We start from the raw sequence: 19,578 nt of genomic DNA on the forward strand, positions 1-19,578 counted from the left end.
ATCGATCTTAAATCGCTTACTTTTCTAGTACCTGGCGACGGGTCAGCACGTCGTCAACCAGGCCATATTCCTTCGCTTCATCCGCGCTGAGGAAGTGATCGCGCTCTGTATCGCGCTCTATGTCACTCATGTCGCGCCCGGTATGGTGGGCCATCAACTCGTTCAGGCGCTTGCGGATCTTCAGGATTTCCTGGGCATGGATATGAATATCGCTCGCCTGCCCCTGGGCACCGCCACTCGGCTGGTGAATCATCACCCGCGAGTTGGGCGTCGCGTAACGCTTGCCCTCCGCACCGGCAGCCAGCAGGAAGGCGCCCATGCTGCATGCCTGGCCGATGCACATGGTGCTGACATTCGGCTTGATGAACTGCATGGTGTCGTAGATGGACATGCCGGCAGTTACCGAGCCACCCGGGGAGTTGATGTAGAGGTGAATATCCTTGTCGGGGTTCTCGGCCTCGAGAAACAGCAACTGGGCGACGACCAGGTTTGCCATGTGGTCCTCTACCTGTCCGACGAGGAAGATGACGCGCTCTTTCAGCAGGCGCGAGTAGATGTCGAACGAGCGTTCGCCGCGTGCAGTCTGCTCTACCACCATCGGCACCAGGCCGGTAGCTTGAGGATCGAAGGCCAGGGGATGATCAAAACGTGCCATAAATACCGTAGCTTCCTTTTGTGGCGTATCAGGCGAGAGTACCCGGATCATTGAGATCGGGACTGGAAATTTGGACTTTCTGAGCTTAACCGGTCGAAGGCGAGAAAGCCAGCCGGCCTGGGGGAGGAGGGAAAGGTATCGGCGACTGCCGGTGGCAGCCGCCGATGGTCAGCGCATCAGCCCTGCTGCTGCGGCTTGATGACGTCGTCGTAGGAGCTCTTGACGTCCTTGACCTTGGCGCTGTCGAGCACGAAGTCGACAACCTGGTCTTCGAGAACGACGGACTCGACACCGGAGAGCAGCTCGCGGTTGCTGTAGTAGTACTCGACTACTTCTTCCGGCTGCTGGTAGGTGGAAGCCAGTTCCTCGACCTTGGATTTCACGCGATCGGCATCGACATCCAGCTTGTTCTGCTTGACGATTTCACCGACCACCAGGCCCAGAACCACGCGGCGCTTCGCCTGATCTTCAAACATGGCGTCCGGCAGCATCTTCTCCGCATCTTCCGCTTTGATCTGGCCACCGAACTGCTGAATCATCTGACCGCGCAGGGTGCGGACTTCACCCGCCACCAGTGCAGCCGGAATCTCCACCTCGTGCTTCTCGAACAGCTGATCCATGACCTGGGTCTTGACCTTGTTCAGGGCTGCATTCTTCAGCTCGCGCTCCATGTTGTTGCGCACTTCCTCACGGAACTTATCCTCACCGCCGTCTTCGACGCCGTAGGCCTTGAAGAACTCTTCATCCAGCTCCGGCAGCTCGGGCTTCTCGGAAGATTTGACCTTGATGGTGAAGGTAGCCTCTTTGCCCTTCAGGTTTTCAGCCTGATAGTCCTCGGGGAAGGTGACCTGGATGTCCTGCTCTTCACCCGGCTTCATGCCGAGGATGCCATCCTCAAAGCCCGGGATCATCTGGCCGGAGCCGAGAACCAGCTGCTGGTCTTCAGCCTTGCCACCTTCGAACTCCTCGCCGTCGACACGGCCAACGAAGTCGATGGTCACGCGATCGCCCTTCTGGGCCTTGCGCTTGGTTTCCTTCCAGGAGGACTGCTGCTTGCGCAGCACGTCGATCATATTGTCGACGTCTTTGTCAGTGACTTCAGCAACCGGGCGCTCGACTTCGACGCTGGCCAGGTCGATCAGCTCAACTTCCGGGTAAACCTCGAAAGTGGCAACGTATTCCAGGTTCTTGCCCGGAGCGGTTTCCTTTGCCTCGATGCTCGGCTGACCGGCAGGCTTGACCTGCTCTTTCTGCACGGCTTCGTAGAAAGAGCGGCTCATTACCTCACCCAGCACTTCCTGGCGCACACCGGCACCAAAACGCTGGCGAACCACCTTCATGGGCACCTTGCCCTTGCGGAAGCCGTTCAGGCGCACATTCTTGGCCGCCTGCTGGAGACGCTTATCTACTTCTTTATCGACGACTTCCGCCGGCAAGTTAACCGTGAGGCGACGCTCCAGGCCGGAAGTTGTTTCGATGGAAACCTGCATGTTGATCCTCGTGAGATTCTCTCTTATTCACGTCACGGCGCGATCTGCCGCGCCGCTCTGACTGCGCCGGAGCGCCAACGCCTGTATTCGGCCACCAGCCCTGCCATCAAGCCGCCAGGCCAGGACCTGCGCGCGGCACCGGGAGGGAAACCGGCTGCTACCAAATACAAACAGCCCGCACCTCACCGGTCACGGCGGGCATCACGGGCTGTTCAATTCCTTAAACTTGGTGGGGACGGGGAGACTTGAACTCCCACACCTTGCGGCACCAGAACCTAAATCTGGCGTGTCTACCAATTCCACCACGTCCCCAAACCTGCACCCCGACGCTAACTCATTGATATTTATGCATTTTAGGGCACAAACACCAGGGGCCCGGCGACGAGGGCAGCAGATTGTGCCACAGCGGCCGGGGTGCTTCAACAAATTGCCCGGCCATACAGCGACAGCAGACAAACAGAAGGGGCGCCCTCAGGCGCCCCTTCTGCAATGCAAATTGCGTGAGACCGGCCGCGACGGATACCCGCCCCGGTCGGGCTACCGGTCAGACCCGCTCGACGATGGTGGTGATGCCCTGGCCGAGACCGATACACATGGTGGACACACCCAGGTTGCCACCTTCGTTCTGCATCACCGACAGCAGCGTGCCGGTGATCCGCACACCGGAACAACCGAAGGGGTGACCCAGGGCGATGGCGCCGCCATAGAGGTTGACCTTCTGGTCCATTACATCCAGCAGGTTGAGGTCCTTCAGAACCGGTAGCGCCTGCGCCGCAAAGGCCTCGTTCAACTCGACCTTGTCGATATCCTCGATGGTGAGGCCGGCATTTTTCAGCGCTTTCTGGGTCGAGGGTACGGGACCATAGCCCATGATCGACGGATCCACGCCAGCCAGCGCCATCTCCCGCACCCTGGCGATGGGCTCCAGGCCCAGGGCCCTGGCCCGCTCGGCGGACATGACCAGCATCACTGAAGCGCCATCGGTAATCTGGGAAGAAGTACCGGCGGTGACCTGACCGTGCTTGGGGTCGAATGCAGGCTTCAGCTGGGACAGGCCCTCAACGGTAGTATCGGGACGAATGGTCTGGTCGGTCTCCACCAGCATCGGCACACCATTCTCATCATGCCCCTCAATGGCGATGATTTCCTTGTTGAACTTGCCCTCTTTGGTGGCTGCCGCAGCGCGCTGGTGGGACCGCGCACCGAACTCATCCATCTGCTGACGCTGGATGCCGTGCATCATTGCCAGGTATTCAGCTGTCATACCCATGGACCCGGCGGCCTTGGCCATATGACGACCCAGCATCGGGTTGGGGCTGACATGCTCCATCATATTGAGATGGCCCATATGCTCGACGCCGCCCACCACGTAGACATCGCCAAGGCCTGCGCGGATATTGGCCGCTGCAGTGTGCAGAGAGGACATGGACGAGCCACACAGGCGGTTCACTGTCTGCGCCGGAATGGTGTGCGGCAGACCTGCCCGCAGCAGAATGAAGCGCGCTACGTTGAAGCCCTGCTCATCGCGCTGCATGACACAGCCCCAGATCAGGTCATCGATTTCAGCCGGGTCCAGCTTGTCGTTGCGCTGCAGGAATTTCTTCAGCAACTCTGCGGACATGTCGTCGGCGCGCACGTTGCGGTACACACCATTTTTGGAGCGCCCCATGGCCGTGCGGGCGTAGTCGACAATAACGGCATCTCTGGGATTCAAACTCATCGAAATTCTCCTTGCTGGTCGCCGCCGGCCCCGGCAATCGTGGGACCGGCCCGGCACGGAATGTGCCAGCGCGGCCGCAGCCGCGGGAGCGGTTCGGGCCATGCCCTCCCCGCATCATTTCACTCCGGGCGCCCTGCTCAGGCTCCCCGGAATGAAGACTCGGTTAATAGTAGGTTTTGCCCTCGGCAGCCATCTTGCGCATCTGCTCGGTAGGCTTGTAAAGCTCGCCCAGCTCTGCGTACTTGTCTGCCATCTTCACGAATGCATCCATGCCGATCTTGTCCAGCCAGGCAAAGATGCCGCCGCGGAAGGGAGGGAAGCCGATGCCGTAGATCAGCGCCATATCCGCTTCAGCCGGCGAATCCACAATATCCTCTTCCAGGCAGCGGGCCAGTTCGGTGGCCATCGGCACCATCATGCGCTCGACGATTTCGTCCTTGTCGAACTCGCGCCGCTCGGCAACGTGGGGCTTGAGCAACTCGTAAGACTCCTCGGAGGCCACTTTCTTCGGCTTGCCCTTCTTGTCTTCCTCGTAGTTGTAGAAACCCTTGCCGTTCTTCTGGCCGTAGCGTTCCGCTTCGTACATGACATCGGAAGCCGCCTTGAAGGATTTACCCATACGCTCCGGGAAACCCTCCGCCATGACTTTCTCGGCGTGTACGCCGGTATCGATACCCACCACGTCCATCAGGTAGGCGGGGCCCATGGGCCAGCCCCAGCGCTCCATGACCTTGTCGATTTCCTGGAAGTCGGCGCCGTCGCGCACCAGCATGGAGAAGCCGGCGAAATACGGGAACAGGACGCGGTTGACCAGGAAGCCGGGGCAGTCGCGGACAACGATCGGCTTCTTGCCCATTTTGTTGGCATAGGCAACCACACGAGCCACCGCGTTGTCTGAGGTTTTCTCCCCTCGAATCACCTCCACCAGCGGCATCTTGTGCACCGGATTGAAGAAGTGCATACCGAGGAAATTCTGAGGGCGCTTGAGAGGCTCAGCCAGGGAGTCGATGGAAATGGTGGAAGTATTCGAGGCGATGATCGTGTCCTCGGTCACCTTGTCTTCCACTTCGGTCAGCACTGAGTGTTTGACCTTCTTGTTTTCCACCACCGCTTCGACGATGACGTCGACCTTGTCGAACCCGTCGTAGCTCAGGGTCGGCTCGATACGGTTCAGGGTTTCCCCCATTTTCTCCGGCGTCATCCGACCGCGATCCACGAGTTTGGTCAGCAGCTTGTTGGCTTCCTTCAGGCCCAGGTCAATGCCCTTCTGGTCGATATCCTTCATCTTGATGGGCGTGCCCTTATAGGCAGACTGGTAGGCGATGCCACCGCCCATGATGCCGGCACCCAGTACCGCGGCGCGCTCGATTTTCTTGTCGGCTTTCTTCTCCCAGGATTTGGCCACCTTGCCAATCTTCTGGTCGTTCAGGAATAGACCAACGAGGGACTCTGCGGTATCCGTCTGGGCGCACTCGATAAACTTCTGTTGCTCGATCTTCAGGGCTTCATCGCGATCGACTTTATAGCCCTGCTCGATGGATTCCACCGCCTTCACCGGCGACGGATAATTGCGCCCCGCCTGGGCGCCGACAAAGGCCTTGGTGGTGAAAAAGGCCATCAGCGCTTCGGTGTCGTTCAGCGGGATCGGGGACTTCTTGATCTCACGGCGCGCCTTGTAATCGAGCTCGCCATCAATGGCGCGCTGCAGCAGGCTCAGCGCAGCCTCTTTCAGCTTGTCATTTGGCACGACGGCGTCGACGGCATGTGCGGTCAGGGCAGCCTGGGGCTTCTGCTCCTTGCCGGCCGCGATCCACTCTGCAGCCACATCCACACCGCAAATACGCGGCAGGCGCACTGTGCCACCCCAGCCCGGGATCAGGCCCAGCTTCACTTCCGGCAGCCCCACCTTGGCGGCCTCCCCCATCACGCGATAGTCACAACCGAGGCAGACCTCGAAACCACCACCGAGGGCATAGCCATTGATGGCGACAACGCTGGGGCACGGCAGGTCCTCCAGGCGATTGATGTTCTCGTTGTTCTTGTTCATCAGTTCCGCTACGCCCTCGGGCCCTGCGGAGAAAGCGTCGCCAAACTCGGTGATATCGGCACCGACGATAAAGACACCCTTGCCACTGGTGAGCAGCACACCCTTGACGCCCTCTGCGGCCTCGATCGCATCAAGCGCCTCGGAAAATTCGGAAACGGTGAGCCGGTTGAACTTGTTGACGGACTCATCCTTTAGATCGAAGTTGAGCTCGGCGATGCCGTTGTCCAGCATCTGCACCGTTAGCGCTTTGCCACTAAATAACATTGAATGACCTCTTTTGCTCTGGGCTGGAAGTGCCCGGGGTCGGAGTTGTATTCACCACTGACTGCGCCGGGTTCCGGCGAAGCCCGGATACTGCCTCGGCAGATCCCGCCTGGTGGCGCTGCTTCTGGCCGGGGTAAACGGCCTATTCGCTCCCGGCGAATAACCAGCTGCGGGCCACCAGCACGGGCATCCGTTCAACGGATGACGAAATTAACGCCGGCGGTCAGCAATGCACTAGTATAGCCAGATTCAAACGTGTGTTTGAATACCATTTCTTACAAATCAGGTGGCGGCGCACACTCTGCCGTTCAATTATTGATCGGAGGAGTCGAAACCGGATCGAATGACGCAGCGGCAACAGTCTACATCCTGCTGGCGGGAGCCAGCATCCGGCTGGCGCTCGCGTTGCCTTCTATGATCGTTTTCCGATTGCGGGCCAGTCGCCGGGCTCCGACCTGGCACTCACCTGCACACAGTCGACTTCGCCGGGGTTGCGCAAACGATGCGGGCGGCAACTGCTGAAAAAATAGCCATCACCCGGCCCGAGAAGCGCCACTTCCCCCCCCACCGTCACCTCCAGCAAGCCGGAAATAACAATGCCGCCCTTATCCCCCTCACAAGTCAGGAGCTGCGGACCCGAATCGGCACCGGGCGGATAGGTTTCGTGAAGTAAGGACAGGCTACGCTCGTCGCTGAGCGGGCCGACAAGGAGCTGACGAACAGCATCGGTGCCCAGATTGGGCATCTCTTTCGCGCGGAAAAAAACCTGGGGGTTGCCCTCGAGCGGCAGGGTAAAAAACCCGGCGAGGGACATGGGAATTCCGTCGAGCACTTTTTTCAGGGAGCCGACGGAGGGGCTGACGCGCCCCTGCTCGATGAGGGAGATGGTGGCATGGGTCACACCTGCGCGGCTGGCCAGCTGCCGCTGGGACCAACCGTACAGTTTGCGCACAGCCTTCAGGCGTGCTCCGACGGTATCGACATCATCGCTGTCGTCAGCGCCCTGCCCTGTGGGCTGAACCGGCAAATCCCTGCCCGCCATAATCACTCCCCAATCCCGAGAAGCCTACAGTCTACGCGAAGCGCCCCTAACGGGAAACGCGCCCCGACAGCGGAATCAGACCATGTCCCCGAAGGGGTTTTCTGCAGGCAGGTCGACTTCCGGGTAGCCGGGCAATGCCACCTGCCGGTCCGACAGTCGGATCTCCGCCTCGTCCACCAGTCCCTCGCCGAAGCGATAAATGGCATTGAGGTCACCGCGCTTGACCCGGGCATCGTAGCTCAGGGCCTGCTCGCGCACCGACTCGTTCAGGGCGGCGTGATCGTTTATCGCCCTCTCTCCGTGACGCTTCGCCAGCATGTTGCGCACTACATGGGGCGAAAACACGCTGGCAGTGGCATTGTTGCCGCCGAAGCCTTTCGAGTTCAGGAAGGCCACATCGAGGGACTCGGGATCCCGCTCGCGATGCTCCAGCGCGATATCCAGGCTGGAGTGATGCACGTCATCGGCAATGCTGTCGATGGTGGTGATTCCCGGCAGAATACCGCGATCAAAAATGCCGAGACTGGTAATCAGCTGATCACCACTGGCGGCGGCCACCGTGTGGCCCAGGTAAGCCTTGACCGCACAAACCGGCCAGCTCTCGATGCCGAAAGCGTTCGCGAGGCGATCGAAGATAGCGGACTCGGTGACCCGGTTCTGCGGCGTGCTCGAACCGTGCGCCTGCACGAAACTCCGGTGGCGCAGACTCTCTTCACCGAGAATGGCCCGGGTTTCCGCCATGGCACGGGCAACCGTCAGGTAATTGCCGGGGCCGGGAGCGGAAATGGATTTCTTGGTGCCGTCGGCATTGACGAACACATTGGCCACCGCACCATGAATGTTTGCGCCCAGCTCCAACGCCAGCGCATCGTCCATCAGAATCGCCCACTGGGTGCCCTCACCCAGGGTGAAACCGCAGTTATCGCCAAATGGCCGGCTGGCACGGCGGTAGTCGATCTCCCCGGGGAACAGCTTGCGCAGGCCGTCGATACTGGCCAGCGCGCCCATGGTCGTGTATCCATCCACCACCTCGGGCACCAGTGGAGCCTCTGCCGCACCGACCACTGCGACCCGGGCCCGTCCGCAACGGATATCTTCCACGGCCGCACGGAGGTTATAGAGATATGTGGCGCAGGCACCGGCAACGGCACCGGTGGTGCCGACGCTGCCGAGGACATAGGCGTTGACGAAATCTGCCGGCATGCTGGTGAGGCCCAGCGCCAGCTGTTTCGAGCTTACCCGATTGCCGCGCAGTCGCGATTGCAGGAGCCCACCATTGCCGTAGGGGTCCAGCTGGCTCATGGCCGAACTGGCGTATACGGAGATCGCCTCAGGGCCCACCGTTGAAACGATTTTGTCCCAATCGAGTCCCAGTGACTGCACCGCATCGGAAGCGCCGAGGATGGCGAGCTGCAGCCCGCGGGGATGAAAGCGGGAGTTGTAATGGTCACCGGGCTCAAAGCCGGTGGGCAGCTGTCCCGCAGAAGCGACGGCAATCTCCCGGTAGCTGTCGAGCATCACAGACAGGCTGCGACAGTGCACCCGGACACGCCCCTCACCCAGGGACTCCACCTGCCAGTCCTCCGGCAGTGGCTCCGGCAGCTGGCGGGCGGCCATCTCGAAGGTCATGCCACCGGCACTGCTCAGGTCCGCCGGCTGGTGAAAATGGCACTTGCGGTAGTCGTAGAAGCGCGTTTCCAGCTCGCGCACCAGCGTGGACTCAAGCACCTTGCGCTCAGTGGCTTCATCCAGCGGGGCATCCACCTGGGCGCCACTGCGCAGCCCCATGAGAGAGGCCAGGTCAGCGAGCACGTCGGCGCGCTCGGCAGCGCCGAGTTTATCCATCACCAGGCGCTTGTAGCCGCGGTGAAAGGAACTCCGCCCTGCGGGGTTGAAGCCACCAAAAGCGGTGATAACGGGAAGGCGCTGCATCCTGACCTCCAGCAAAAGCTGACAAAATTTCGACCAAATTTGAGCGGAAGTCAGTTTAGGGGGTGGCGATTCGGCCGGGTTATGGACATACTGGCCAGCAAAATTGAGTATCTGGCCAAATGGGCCTCGCATGCTGGAGAAGTAATGCGCACAGTCACTTTTTTCCTGATCGACGAGATGCTGACCACAGGCACCATGCTGCCCCTCGAGATGCTGCGCGGCGCCGAGAGCCGTGCCCGGGTGGAGGGACAAAAAGAGCCCCTGCGTCTCGTCACGGCGAGCCTGGATGGCAAGGCGGTTTCAACCCGCTCGGGCTTTCCCCTGCAACCGGAGGTGTCACTGGCCGAGGCGCCGGACAGCGACATCATCTACCTCCCCACCCTGTGGAGAAATCCCCGCCCCGCCCTGCGTCGCAGCGCACCCCTGCTCACCTGGCTCCAGCAGCAGGCCGAAAGGGGCGCCGCGATCTGTGCCGTGGGTACCGGCGTGTGTTTTCTCGCGGAGGCCGGCCTGCTCGACGGCAAACCGGCGACTACCCACTGGCACTATTTCGAGCGTTTCAGCCGCGACTATCCGCAGATCAAGCTGAAGCGACAGTATTTCATTACCCAGGCTGACAAGCTGTTCTGTGCCGCCAGCGTGAATTCCCTGGCCGATGTGACCGTCTATCTGATCCGGCAGCTCTATGGTTCGTCGGTGGCGAGCCACGTAGAGCGCAATTTCTCCCACGAGATCCGCCGCCCGTTCGAGGAAATAGCCTACTCGGAAGGGGCGGTCCACCTGCACCCGGACGAGGAAATCGTCGAAGCCCAGACCTGGTTGCGGCAACACTGCGCGGAAGAGGTGCGCCTGAGCGAGGTGGCCCAGCAATTCGATATGAGCGTGCGCTCTTTCAACCGCCGCTTCAAGCTGGCGACAGGACAGACACCGCTGCAATACCTGCAGAACGTGCGGGTGGACATGGCCCGCGAGCTGCTGCAGTCCAGCAACCTGTCGGTCAATGAAATCGCTGAAAAAGTGGGTTACCAGGACATGGGCCACTTTACCGCCCTGTTCAAGAAATTCCTGTCGACCACACCGAGCGAGTACCGGACCACTGTGCGCGCCAAGCTATTCCGGGTCAACACCTGACTTGTGCAGAAAAGCCACGTCGGGGCCAGCCAGCTCCAACCGGCCGCGAAGGTGCCCGGCCAACCAGTGAAAGGTTGTGTCACTGAAAAAACAGATATGGGTAGGATCCCGGGTGTAGTGCCAACCGGCAAATCGTTCCGGCGAGATCACCCGCTTGGTCATCACTGCCAGCAGGCCCCGCGGACGCAGAAGCCGCCACAGGGCCTCGAGTTCGGGTCCCGGGGCAGAAAGGTGCTCGACCACTTCAGTGGTCACGATGAAATCGTAGCGGCGCTGCAATGCGGTTTCGTCCGGCGCATAGAAGGGGTCATATACCCGCATCGGGTGGCCGCCTTCCTCCAGAAGTTGGGCCAGTAATGGCGCTGGACCGCAACCGAAGTCCAGGCCCTCGGCATACTCATCCAGCCGCTCCATCAGCGGCCCGGCACAGCGGTTCAGGAAACGGCGATAACCCGCATCGCCCAGGCCGTTCTCGTGCAAGTCATAGTAGGCTCGCTCCTCTTCACGGGAGAGGTGAAACCCGGACGGAACGAACACCAGTGCGCAGTGTGCGCACTGGAGGTATTCGCGGCTGTTATCGCGGTGGTAGGGATGTGCCGCCAAATGGCGGCACAGCGGGCAATGCAAGGTCAACTCAGGCTGCTTCGGACTCGGCCTTGGACTTTACTTTTCCGTCGTCGGCCTTGCCGTGCTGCAACAGGTTGCCCTGGCTGATTTCGATTTTCCGCGGCTTCATTGCTTCGGGAATTTCCCGGACCAACTCGATGTGCAGCAGGCCATTGGCCAGCTGGGCATTGGTCACCCGCACGTGATCCGCAAGCTGGAAGCGACGCTCGAAATTACGTGCGGCAATGCCGCGATGTAGGAAGTTCCGCTGCTCGGATTCCTCGGGCTTTTTACCCGCGACGGTGAGGCGGTTCTGCTCCACCTGAATGTCGAGCTCGGACTGCTCAAACCCGGCCACCGCCATGGTGATTCGGTAGCTGTCGTCGCCGGTCAGCTCGATGTTGTAGGGCGGATAAGCCGGCTGATTCTGTTCATTGCTGGTCATGGTGTCCAGCAGGCTGGCCATGCGGTCAAAGCCGATGGCAGAACGGTACAGGGGAGAAAAATCAAAGTTACGCATTGTCATATCCTCAATTCAGAGCAATATTCATAGTTCGCCCGTCCTGAGACCGGGCACGCCGGGGAGACACCTCTATGGAGCCTGCCTCCCACACTATCTAGATAGGGGTGGGTGGATGTTTTTCAAGAGCGGGAAAGGCAAAAAAGGAAAACTATGGGGAGCAATCACAGGGGAGAGGGCGTAGCTGACCCGCGCCTGTTTATCGGGGTCCGCCCCACGGCCGACACGCAGGTGTTTCTCGACGGTCTGGTCAATCACTGCCGGCAACAGCTCGGCCAGTCTGCGGAGCGGGCCATCCGCTGGACCAGCCATGCCAACCGCCACCTCACCCTCGCATTCCTGGGGGAGACCCCGGCGGAACTGCTGCCGGCCCTGGAAGCCGGAATAGTGGATATTGCGGACAGGGCCCGTGCCTGTGAGGCGCGGGTAGTCTCACTACAGCCCTTTCCGCGTAACCGATCGCGCCTGCTCGCGGCAGAACTGTTGCCAAACCCGGAGCTGGACACCCTGCACCGACTTTGCCGGGAGCTGATGATTCAGCTGGGCCTCGAACCCGAGAGCGCCACCTATCGCCCCCATTTCACCCTGGGCCGCAATCGCCGCGGCTTCTCCCGCCTGCCGCCACTGGAGCTGGACAGGATCGTGACGCTGGACAATATCGTGCTGTACCAGAGCCGTATGACCCCCGGCGGCAGCCAGTACCACCCACTGCTGGAAGCCGAGTTACCGGGCGGGGCCTAGCACGACGCCCGCGATAGCCGGCAGCAGTGCAGAGGCTGACAGGACGAAGAGGGCCCGCCAGTGGCGGGCCCTCTTCGTCCTGTCAGGCAGGCCTGTACGGGGTTACTGTTCCCCACTCTCCAGCGACTCCAGCGCATACTCCGGGTACATGACCAGGCGCGGACGGGACAAGCGCCGGGCGTCGAAGATAAACACATAGGGAACGCCGGAATCGTCCGCAGGTATCGTGCGGCGGAACCGCCAGGTATTGACCTTGTAGGTCTGGCGACCGGCCTCTACCGGCGCCACCACGCGGTACTGGTTGTGACCGAGAAACTCGAAGGGCACCGAGTCCCCGCGGGTCGGCTCGAGATCCAGATGGCGGAACGTATGCTTGCCCTCATCGCCATCGGCCAGTAGTTTTTCCAGGCGCTGACGCTCGCGGCGCACGTAGTCGAGCAACTCTTCATCGACTTCCCGCAGTGGCTCTGCAGCCTCTGCCGGCGCAGATTCTTCCCCGGCCGGCGCACCGGGCACTCCGGAGGCACTCGCATCCGCCACGGAGGGCGCAGGCACCTCTGGCTTACTGACCGGCGCCGCGGCTTTGGCGACAGCTGCCTCACGGCGCTCCTTTTCCGCCTTGGCCAGCAGGGCGGCGACCAGGTTTTCGATTTTTTCTTGCTGCTGGCTGATGCGACGCTCGCCGGCTGCAATCGCCGTGCGGATTTCCTCGATCTGGCCGTTCAGCTCATCGTAATTGGACTGGAGAAACTCGACCCGACGCGTACGGCTGTCCACCCCCCGCTCCGCCATGGCAAAGCCGTGTTCAGCCTTGCGCAGCTGGCGCTCAGTGTCGGAGCTGGAATTGAGCTGGTGGTCGCGCTTGGCCTGCTGAAGTTCACGGCGGCTGACCTCGTAGTTGCGGCGAGCTTTCTGGAGCGACTCCTTGGCGCGCCCCAGCTTGTAATCGTATGACACGAGTTCGTTCTCGATGTCCTCGATTTCAACCTGGCGGTTCTCCTGGGACTGTTCCATGCGAGCCAGCCGGTTTTTTTCCGCTGTCAGGGAGGCCTCGGTCTGACCGACCGCGGACTGCGCCCCAACTACCACAAGGCCCGCCATAATCAGCGAGCAGTACCGCGATACCGCCATATCTAAGAACCTGTTACCTGTTTTTATCGAATCAGATAGAACAGAAGTACCCCGTACACTTTTCAGCCAGAAAGGGTTACTTGTCCATTCCGTGCAATTTTACGCAGTCACCCCACCCCGGGGCAATGACCCGAGTAAGCAGACCGGTTCACAGATTCGCTTGCGTCCTGACGGGCAGTTTGCCCCCGATCAAAGCCCGTGTTCAAGAGGGCGCAAAATTTGTGACATTTTTGCGATTTGAATGCTTGATTTTTTTTTGCGCGAAAGCATTATGGGTTACAGGGAAAGAGTTAACGAACTCAGTACAAGACCGGACCGGGCGTAAAACACCCATCGCTGCTCAGACAGCAAACACTCGTTGCGACCTCAGTGTTCCGGCCTTTACATGCAGTTGTCACCTTCCCTATAGGGCGCCCTACCTTATACAGCAAACCGCACCAGCGGCCTGCAAGGTTTCTATTAACCGGAGGTAATGCCCATGAAATCTGCGCCTTACGATAACATCGTGTTCCGCGACATCGACAAGTCCGCCGCCCTGGCAGACACCGTCTCCAAAAAACTCGACAAGCTGGAACGTTATTGTGGCGACATTATCAGTAGCCGGGTGGTACTCGAGGCCCCTCACCAACACAAGCATAAAGGCAAGCAGTTCAAGGCCTCTGTTGAACTGGCTCTGAGTGGCAATCCCCTGACCATCAGCAACGAGGATGAGTCCATTCACCGCGCCGTCAACGCAGCCTTTGCCTCGGCCGAGCGCTGCCTCAAAGAGCGCGGCGACCGCCGCAAGGCGATGCGATATCAGAGTGTGGCGATTCCCGAAACCGAAGAATAAGGCCGAAGGCCGTCTCAGGGGGCCAACGCCCCCCGGGAAGACGGCCCTCTATCAACGAACAATTACAGACATGCAAAAGGCGATGCTTGCGCATCGCCTTTTTCGTTTGTCCTGCCCGGCCCTGGAGACTAACTGGCGGGCGTGCGCATGGTGACGAATTCCTCGGCTGCCGTCGGGTGAATACCGATCGTCTGATCAAACGTCTCCTTGGTGGCACCGGCCTTGATCGCAATCGCGATGCCCTGAATGATCTCCCCGGCCTCCGGACCCACCATATGGGCACCAATGACTTTGTCAGTGCGGGAGTCCACCACCAGTTTCATCAGTGTGCGCTCATCACGGCCGCTGACGGTATTACGCATGGGGCGGAATTCAGACTTGAAGACGGTGACCGCGATACCCGAGTCCCGCGCCTCCTCCTCCGAAAGACCAACGGTACCGATATTTGGCTGGCAGAACACCGCCGTAGGGATGTTGTTGTAATCGATCTCTGCGGTTTCGCCGGTCTGCCAGTGTTTCACCAGGGCCATCGCCTCGGCCAGCGCAACCGGCGTCAGTTGTGGTTCACCGGTGACATCACCGAGTGCATAAATCGAGTGGACACTGGTGCGAAAATTGTCATCGACGGAGACGGTGCCGTCACGGTGCATGACGATGCCGAGCTGTTCCAGTCCCAGCCCCCGCGTATTGGCCACCCGGCCGGTGGCGTAGAGCACCGCGTCGACCGCCAGGGGCGAGCCCCCGGCGGAATGCACCAGCAGGGAACCATCATCCTGTTTTTCGATCGCCTCCACCTGCTGGTTGAAGTGCAGGTGCACCCCCTTCTTGCCCATCTCGTCGCGGACAAAGGTGCGAATATCACGGTCAAACCCGCGCAGAAAAAGATCGCGTCGATAGGAGAGGTGTGTCTCCGCCCCGAGGCCGGCGAAAATGCCGGCAAATTCCACGGCGATATAGCCCCCGCCCACCACCAGCACTCTGCGGGGAAACTCGTCCATGGAGAAAACCTCGTTGGAGGTCAGGACATGGTCGCGGCCGGGAATATCTGGCACGAACGGCCAGCTACCGGTGGCGACCAGGATTCGTTCGGTGGTGAAACGCTGCTCACCGATGACCACGGTGTGTCGATCCTCGATATGGGCGCGGCCGTCGATCACCGTAACGCCGGCATTGGCAAGCAGGTTGCGGTAAATGCCGTTCAGCCGGGTGATCTCAGTGGCGTTGTTGTCCCTCAGGGTGGGCCAGTCAAACTCCGGCCCGTCATTTTGCCAGCCATAGGCCCTGGCATCGCCAAAAGCCTCACTGTAGCCACTGGCATAGACAAACAGCTTCTTCGGAACACAGCCGACGTTGACGCAGGTACCACCCATGTAGCGGTCCTCTGCCACCGCCACCCGCATACCCGAAGCAGCGGCCATTCGCGATGCCCTGACACCACCGGAACCCGCTCCAATGACGAATAAATCGAACTCAAAGTCGGCCAAAATTGACTCCTAAACCGTTGACTAAATCCCGACCGGGGCTGACAGATAGTGTAAAAAATTCCGTCAGGATGTCGAGAAATCACTAAATATCGTAAAAAAATAGAATCTTTATCAGGGAATTGGCACGTATGAGACAATTGTCACAAAACGCAGATTGACACTGATTTGGCGTTTCGATATTCATGTGAAGTCATTCACAAAAATTGCCTGCTAGCGACAACAACAAACATAGGCACACGAAAATGAACGCCCTCTCCTTCTCATTGTCCCAGCGAGTCCTGTGTTTCCTCTGCCTGCTGTTTATCTGCAGCAGTAGTAATGCCAAAACCCACGCCTCTTACCTGACACCAGCCTACTGCGAGGGCCTTGTCGAGCAGTTTGTCGACTCCGGCATGCGCAGCCTCGGCACCTACGTCAATGAGCACTTCAACCCGGAGTATCGCGGTGGTATCCGCAACACCATCCACTTCCTGGACCAGCGCTCAGAGTGGCTCAGCGAGTGCAATGACTTCCTGCGCGACACCAACAGCAGCACGGTCTTTTACAGCGAGCAGCTCACCCAGGACATTTTTGCCGCAATTGCATCACTCTCAAGGGAATTGCAGCACGTCCGCCAGGGGGTGGAGTACCCGGATGACACCGGTGCAAACAACCCTGCGCCCTTCATCAAGGAGCGCTATACCGAGCTTGCCAAGCTGGTGGATCAGCACCATACCCGCGTGTTGATGAAAAAGCAGTTCGAGTAACCGCCACTTCACTGCGGCGGAGAAATCCGCCGCAGTGCCGAGCGGGTCAGTCCCGCTCAAGAAACGCTTTCAGGCTCTTCAGCTGTTCCCCCAGGACCTGCTCCACCGGCCCGGCCAGAGGTTCCAGATTGGCCCCGGGCGCTCCCCAGACCTGATAGTCCCATGTCAGGATACTGCCGCCCGATTCAGCCGGCGTAATCCGCCACTGCATCAACCCGTTGACCGGCAGGCTCTGCAAGGGTCCGAGCCCGCCGCGGAGGCGCACCTCACGATCCTGAAGCGCGAATACCACCCGCAGGTGTTCTACCGATGAGTCGTTCCAGCGCTCGCAAAAGCAGCCACCAGCGCGCAGCTCCATCGACAGGTTTGCGGTATCCCCCGAATAAGTATGATCCCGGCTCCACCACTCGGGCAGCCTGCCAAGCGCCCGGTAAACTTCCGTGTTGTTGCGGGGAATACTCTCCTCGAACCGAATCGAGAAAGACGCCCCCGCGCTGTGCACAACCTCCGCCCGGGGACCGCCAAGAGGCAACAGCGCCAGAGCGGCCAGCGACATCAACCAGCCTGACTTTAGGAGTGGAATTCCCATAGTGATCTCCTCCGGTGCAGGCCGCCGAATCCGGCATCGCTGCAGCGATCAATCCTTGTCCTTATTGATGTCGACCCGCTCGCCCTGCCTCATCGCTGCGCGCAGGTCTGCGGCGCGATTCGGGTCCCGCCCCAGCAATCGCTCCTTGAGGCTGCGGGCGACACGCCTGGTGACGGTGCTGAGGCGAGGCCGCTGCTTTTCTGAAAAAGGCACGGGCCGGCAACTGTGCATGGTCGCAAGGCCGATGCGGGACATGAACAGGCTGGCCCCCATACCCTGGCCCAACCGCGCGGATACGCTGCTCAGCATGCTGTCACCGACCAGCTCCGGCCACAGCTCGCTAACGGCGTATTCGCTGGCACCGCTGTAGGCAACCAGTGCCAGTACTTTCTTGAACAACCGCCAGCGCACCACCACGGAGGGACGCACACCATAGATCTGTGCGACATCGTCGATCATCCGCAGCGACTGCCGCAGGGCCACCAGGATATCCAGCGTTGCAAACGGACTGAGGCCGACCAGCGCGCCGGTGGTACTGGCCTGGCGCACCACGCGACGCAACGCCTCCTGATCCAGGGCCTCGAGGAAAGTGAGCTCTACGTGCTGAAGCAGCTCGCTGCCGTCATAGTAATCGGGGGCTTCGTCCAGGACACGGCTGAGCAGCGCTCCCTGGGGCTTCCCGTCAAAATGTTCCGTCAGCTCCTGCCGGAAAGGACCCACTTTCTCCATCGAACGGCAGTCCCGCAGCTCCTCGGCCAGCTCACGGGTATTTTCCAGTTTGCGCAGCGGCAGCCCGGCGCGGAAATATTCCCACACGCCACTGGCAATCGTGAGCGCCAGCGCACCGATCACCGTCCCGGCGAGCACCCCCAGTATCCAGTGCCGTTCCATCGCCCAGGAAAACAGTTGGTGCAACTCCCAGGCCACCGCGCCGGCGGCCAGCCCCAGGGCGGCGAAAAATGCCGGCTTCCACCACCTTAACCGAAAGGTCGGCAAACGCAGCTCCGAAAAGGCAATCCGGTCTGGCAGGGACTCGCCGGTGGTGATGGAACGGGGAAGGCTCCCGGGCTCCTCCGTCAGTGTCTCTACCCGGGTTGCTCCCCGGTCAGTGCGTTTCTCCCCGGGTTCATTCAGACTTTCAATCCTGGTCTGGCGGCGCCCTGTCCGATCATCACTGTCCATCAGAGCTTGTCTCCCAGCAGCAGGTTGAGAAGGGCATCGACACGGATATGGGGAATACACTGGCCAGCCGCCATTCCCGCCGGTGGGCGCAGCTGTGGCGGTGCGGCACCATCGTAGTGCTGCCAGGCATCCCCCTCACCGGGCAGCTGGGCGAAAATCTCCGCGTTTTCGAATCCGAGGTAGCGGCCGTCCAGATCGTGCCCCACCAGCATTCGTCGGCCATCGCGGACGGTTTCGTTCGAGCATCGCACAGCAGAAATCGCCTCGCAGAAAAGGGGCAGGCCCTGATGCCGGGCACCGCTAAAGGCCTGCTGCATCTGGCTGCCGAGTAACTGCCGCAGGGCATCGTGATCGGCGGCCAGTACCTGGTCCACCTTGGTGGCGGCAAAGATGAGACGATCGATCCGCGGACGCCACAATTTGCGCAGCAGGTTGGAGCCGCCGTACTGGAAGGTGTCGGCAATGTGACCAAATGCCAGCCGCATATCGTCCAGCGCCTGCTCTCCCGCGTAAAGGGTGCCGATCATGTCCACCAGCACCAGCTGGCGATCGAGGTAACGGAAGTGGCTCTCTACAAAGGGGGCGACCAGGTCTTCGACGTAGCGACGGTAAAGCCGTGACAGATACTGGTAATTGCTGTCCTCCGGCAACGCCTCCAGGGCCGCGTTGCTCTGCCCGCGCAAATCCAGCAGGGGCAGCAGGCTGTGATTTTCCCGGTCGAGCAGTGCCCTGCCCGGCTGCAGGTAGCTCAGCCTGCGCCTGGCACGGCAGTCGTGGAGAAAGCTGCGGTATTTGTCCCACAGCACGCTTAGCCTATCTGGTTCGGCAGTGGCCGAAGGCGACAGAGCCGCCAGCTCGGACATCAGGTCCGGGGCCAGTCCGGCACGGGCGTCGCCATCGATGATGTGATGCTGGTGCCGACACCAGTCCGCATAGGTCATCCCCAGCAACGGCAGGTCCATGAGCCACTCACCGGGGTAATCCCGCAATTCCACCACCACGGTGCGACGACCACTCCGGCCAAAGCGACGGGTGCGCAGGTGGATATGAAGCTCCATGGCGGAGAGTTCGCGCGTGCTCTCTGGCCAGCGGGGAGGCTGGCCGAGCAGTGCCTGCAGGCACTGCTGATAATCGAACATGGGCAGTTCGGTATCCAGCGCGGGCTTCAACTCTGCTCCGAGCAGGTCGCCATTCAGCGCCGGCCCAAACCCCGGCAACTGGGCTTTCTGGGGATGGCTCAGCTGGTAGATGAGACTGGTCAGCAGAGTGGACTTTCCGGCGCCACTCAGGCCGGTGATGCCGATGCAGATACGGCGATCCAGGAGTCGCTCAGCAGCCCAGTGGGACTTGTCCCTGGCACCGCGACGCAACCGTCGCCACTGCTCCCTGAATTTCCCTCTCTTACTAGAGCCGCTGTTGCCGGCTCCCGGCTCATCCTCTGCCATAGACCATTCCGATTGGATCCG

General features: G+C 60.6%; 17 protein-coding genes and 1 tRNA gene. 4 read left to right on the plus strand and 14 right to left on the minus strand.

Annotated features, from left to right (window positions below; genetic code table 11):
- Positions 1 to 16 precede the first annotated feature (16 nt).
- The 7 genes from clpP to LVD12_RS13540 all read right to left on the minus strand — a co-directional run bounded on the left by clpP (position 17) and on the right by LVD12_RS13540 (position 9,150).
- Positions 17 to 655, minus strand: a complete 639-nt coding sequence (gene clpP / locus LVD12_RS13510; RefSeq protein WP_237068263.1) for an ATP-dependent Clp endopeptidase proteolytic subunit ClpP — start codon at positions 653 to 655, stop codon at positions 17 to 19.
- A 176-nt stretch (positions 656 to 831) separates the two neighbouring features.
- Complete coding sequence (gene tig, locus LVD12_RS13515; protein ID WP_237068264.1) at positions 832 to 2,145, minus strand: trigger factor; 1,314 nt, start codon at positions 2,143 to 2,145, stop codon at positions 832 to 834.
- Between the two features lie 227 nt (positions 2,146 to 2,372).
- Positions 2,373 to 2,457, minus strand: a tRNA-Leu gene (locus LVD12_RS13520).
- Between the two features lie 232 nt (positions 2,458 to 2,689).
- Entirely contained in the window at positions 2,690 to 3,865 is a 1,176-nt protein-coding gene (gene fadA / locus LVD12_RS13525) for an acetyl-CoA C-acyltransferase FadA (protein WP_237068265.1), read from the minus strand.
- Positions 3,866 to 4,028: 163 nt separating this feature from the next.
- The gene (gene fadB, locus LVD12_RS13530) at positions 4,029 to 6,176 is read right to left on the minus strand and encodes a fatty acid oxidation complex subunit alpha FadB (protein ID WP_237068266.1); all 2,148 of its coding nucleotides are present in this window, start codon (positions 6,174 to 6,176) and stop codon (positions 4,029 to 4,031) included.
- A gap of 412 nt (positions 6,177 to 6,588) precedes the next feature.
- Entirely contained in the window at positions 6,589 to 7,218 is a 630-nt protein-coding gene (locus LVD12_RS13535; protein WP_237068267.1) for a cupin domain-containing protein, read from the minus strand.
- A 75-nt stretch (positions 7,219 to 7,293) separates the two neighbouring features.
- Positions 7,294 to 9,150: a beta-ketoacyl synthase gene (locus LVD12_RS13540; protein WP_237068268.1), complete on the minus strand. Its 1,857-nt coding sequence runs from the start codon at positions 9,148 to 9,150 to the stop codon at positions 7,294 to 7,296.
- 144 nt (positions 9,151 to 9,294) lie between these two features.
- Here LVD12_RS13540 and LVD12_RS13545 point away from each other — a divergent pair, with 144 nt between their 5' ends.
- Positions 9,295 to 10,281 (plus strand): GlxA family transcriptional regulator, encoded by a 987-nt coding sequence (locus tag LVD12_RS13545; protein WP_237068269.1) that lies wholly within the window; start codon positions 9,295 to 9,297, stop codon positions 10,279 to 10,281.
- On the opposite strand, the gene LVD12_RS13550 is transcribed toward LVD12_RS13545, so the two are convergent.
- Both LVD12_RS13550 and LVD12_RS13555 read right to left on the minus strand, forming a co-directional pair.
- Positions 10,261 to 10,884 carry a class I SAM-dependent methyltransferase gene (locus LVD12_RS13550; protein ID WP_237068270.1) on the minus strand — a complete coding sequence of 208 codons (624 nt, stop codon included), beginning with the start codon at positions 10,882 to 10,884 and terminating at the stop codon, positions 10,261 to 10,263. The two genes, LVD12_RS13545 and LVD12_RS13550, sit on opposite strands and share 21 nt — an antisense overlap.
- A gap of 31 nt (positions 10,885 to 10,915) precedes the next feature.
- Positions 10,916 to 11,407: an Hsp20 family protein gene (locus LVD12_RS13555; protein ID WP_237068271.1), complete on the minus strand. Its 492-nt coding sequence runs from the start codon at positions 11,405 to 11,407 to the stop codon at positions 10,916 to 10,918.
- Between the two features lie 153 nt (positions 11,408 to 11,560).
- Here LVD12_RS13555 and thpR point away from each other — a divergent pair, with 153 nt between their 5' ends.
- Positions 11,561 to 12,148: an RNA 2',3'-cyclic phosphodiesterase gene (thpR, locus tag LVD12_RS13560; RefSeq protein ID WP_237068272.1), complete on the plus strand. Its 588-nt coding sequence runs from the start codon at positions 11,561 to 11,563 to the stop codon at positions 12,146 to 12,148.
- Between the two features lie 102 nt (positions 12,149 to 12,250).
- Here the strand turns inward: thpR and LVD12_RS13565 are convergent, their stop codons facing one another.
- Positions 12,251 to 13,162 (minus strand): hypothetical protein, encoded by a 912-nt coding sequence (locus LVD12_RS13565; RefSeq protein WP_237068273.1) that lies wholly within the window; start codon positions 13,160 to 13,162, stop codon positions 12,251 to 12,253.
- A 595-nt stretch (positions 13,163 to 13,757) separates the two neighbouring features.
- Here LVD12_RS13565 and LVD12_RS13570 point away from each other — a divergent pair.
- Positions 13,758 to 14,111 carry an HPF/RaiA family ribosome-associated protein gene (locus tag LVD12_RS13570; RefSeq protein ID WP_237068274.1) on the plus strand — a complete coding sequence of 118 codons (354 nt, stop codon included), beginning with the start codon at positions 13,758 to 13,760 and terminating at the stop codon, positions 14,109 to 14,111.
- 128 nt (positions 14,112 to 14,239) lie between these two features.
- Here LVD12_RS13570 and gorA read toward each other — a convergent pair whose 3' ends face one another.
- A complete protein-coding gene (gene gorA / locus LVD12_RS13575) occupies positions 14,240 to 15,595 on the minus strand; it encodes a glutathione-disulfide reductase (RefSeq protein ID WP_237068275.1) in 1,356 nt (451 codons plus the stop codon).
- A gap of 242 nt (positions 15,596 to 15,837) precedes the next feature.
- Between gorA and LVD12_RS13580 the strand changes: the two genes are divergently transcribed.
- On the plus strand, positions 15,838 to 16,341 hold the full coding sequence (locus LVD12_RS13580) for a hypothetical protein (protein ID WP_237068276.1): 504 nt from the start codon (positions 15,838 to 15,840) through the stop codon (positions 16,339 to 16,341).
- A 46-nt stretch (positions 16,342 to 16,387) separates the two neighbouring features.
- Here the strand turns inward: LVD12_RS13580 and LVD12_RS13585 are convergent, their stop codons facing one another.
- From LVD12_RS13585 to LVD12_RS13595, 3 genes are read right to left on the minus strand one after another with little or no spacing between them, the layout of a single operon-like run.
- On the minus strand, positions 16,388 to 16,930 hold the full coding sequence (locus LVD12_RS13585) for a hypothetical protein (protein WP_237068277.1): 543 nt from the start codon (positions 16,928 to 16,930) through the stop codon (positions 16,388 to 16,390).
- A 48-nt stretch (positions 16,931 to 16,978) separates the two neighbouring features.
- Complete coding sequence (locus LVD12_RS13590) at positions 16,979 to 18,112, minus strand: TIGR01620 family protein (protein ID WP_237068278.1); 1,134 nt, start codon at positions 18,110 to 18,112, stop codon at positions 16,979 to 16,981.
- Positions 18,112 to 19,557: a YcjX family protein gene (locus LVD12_RS13595; protein ID WP_237068279.1), complete on the minus strand. Its 1,446-nt coding sequence runs from the start codon at positions 19,555 to 19,557 to the stop codon at positions 18,112 to 18,114. The genes LVD12_RS13590 and LVD12_RS13595 overlap by 1 nt, the downstream gene beginning before the upstream one ends.
- Positions 19,558 to 19,578 lie beyond the last annotated feature (21 nt).

The sequence above is a fragment of the Microbulbifer guangxiensis genome (assembly GCF_021729075.1).
GTDB classification, from domain to species: Bacteria; Pseudomonadota; Gammaproteobacteria; order Pseudomonadales; family Cellvibrionaceae; genus Microbulbifer; species Microbulbifer guangxiensis.